The following is a 760-nucleotide window of genomic DNA, read 5'->3' as shown; positions in this document are numbered from 1 at the left end:
AGTCCTGACACCTTCGTGATGGTCAGCCATGGCCGCCCGACCATACGCATCACGCTCAGGCGGTTCGACTGCATGGCCGCGCTCATACCCTGCTCGTGGGCGCGGATGGCGGCGCTGATTCTCTTCCCGCTTTCGCTCAGTTCCGCTCTGACAGACTTCTCGTGCTCGCTGAATGCGGCTTTCAGCATTTCGCCGGTACTCTGCTGCTGCGCTTTCGATTTCTGCTCTAAGTCCTTCGCCAGCGTTAAAAGACTGTTCATAGATGGCTCCCTTAAGTCGGATGTTTCGCCCTCCGTCCGGGTCGGCAATGCTGATGCTGCTCTTTGTGGTGCGCACGACCTCAAAACCTGCGCTTTCCAGCGCCTCAGTGACGTCCTGACGCGTTTTAAGCTCCCCTGACGAGGCGAGGGCCAGTAAGCCCCGCGTAATAGCCTCTGCGGCTTCCTGCTTCGTTTTGGGTAACGAAGATGGCGTCACCAGCGCGCGCCGGTTCTCCGGTGCGTTCGGGTCGTGCAGCCCCAGTCGCCCGTTCACCACCGTCTGCCACGCATCGATGCGCGGACGGTCTGCCCGGTCGTAGTACGGCTGGAGACGCCTGCCGGTCAGCAGTTCCGTGTTCGGTACCAGAAAATTCAGTGCCAGCCGCCCCTTGTCCCGGTGTTCAACCCACAGCACGCTGTACTGGTCTTTATCGAGTCCGGGCATCAGAACCCGCTCGACGCTCGCCATCAGCTTTTCACGCTGGCCGGGCGGTAAATCC

The 760-nt window shown here is 60.9% G+C and carries 1 protein-coding gene; it reads right to left on the bottom strand.

Annotated features, from left to right (window positions below):
* Positions 1 to 760, bottom strand: a 760-nt coding sequence (mbeA, locus tag G3R48_RS17455; RefSeq protein ID WP_212593429.1) for a plasmid mobilization relaxase MbeA, incomplete at both ends; no start/stop codon positions are given.

Source organism: Shewanella intestini, from assembly GCF_018221465.1.
GTDB classification, from domain to species: domain Bacteria; phylum Pseudomonadota; class Gammaproteobacteria; order Enterobacterales; family Shewanellaceae; genus Shewanella; species Shewanella intestini.
The sequence above is the reverse complement of the archived record's forward strand: the minus strand, read 5'-3'. Positions and strand labels throughout refer to the sequence as shown.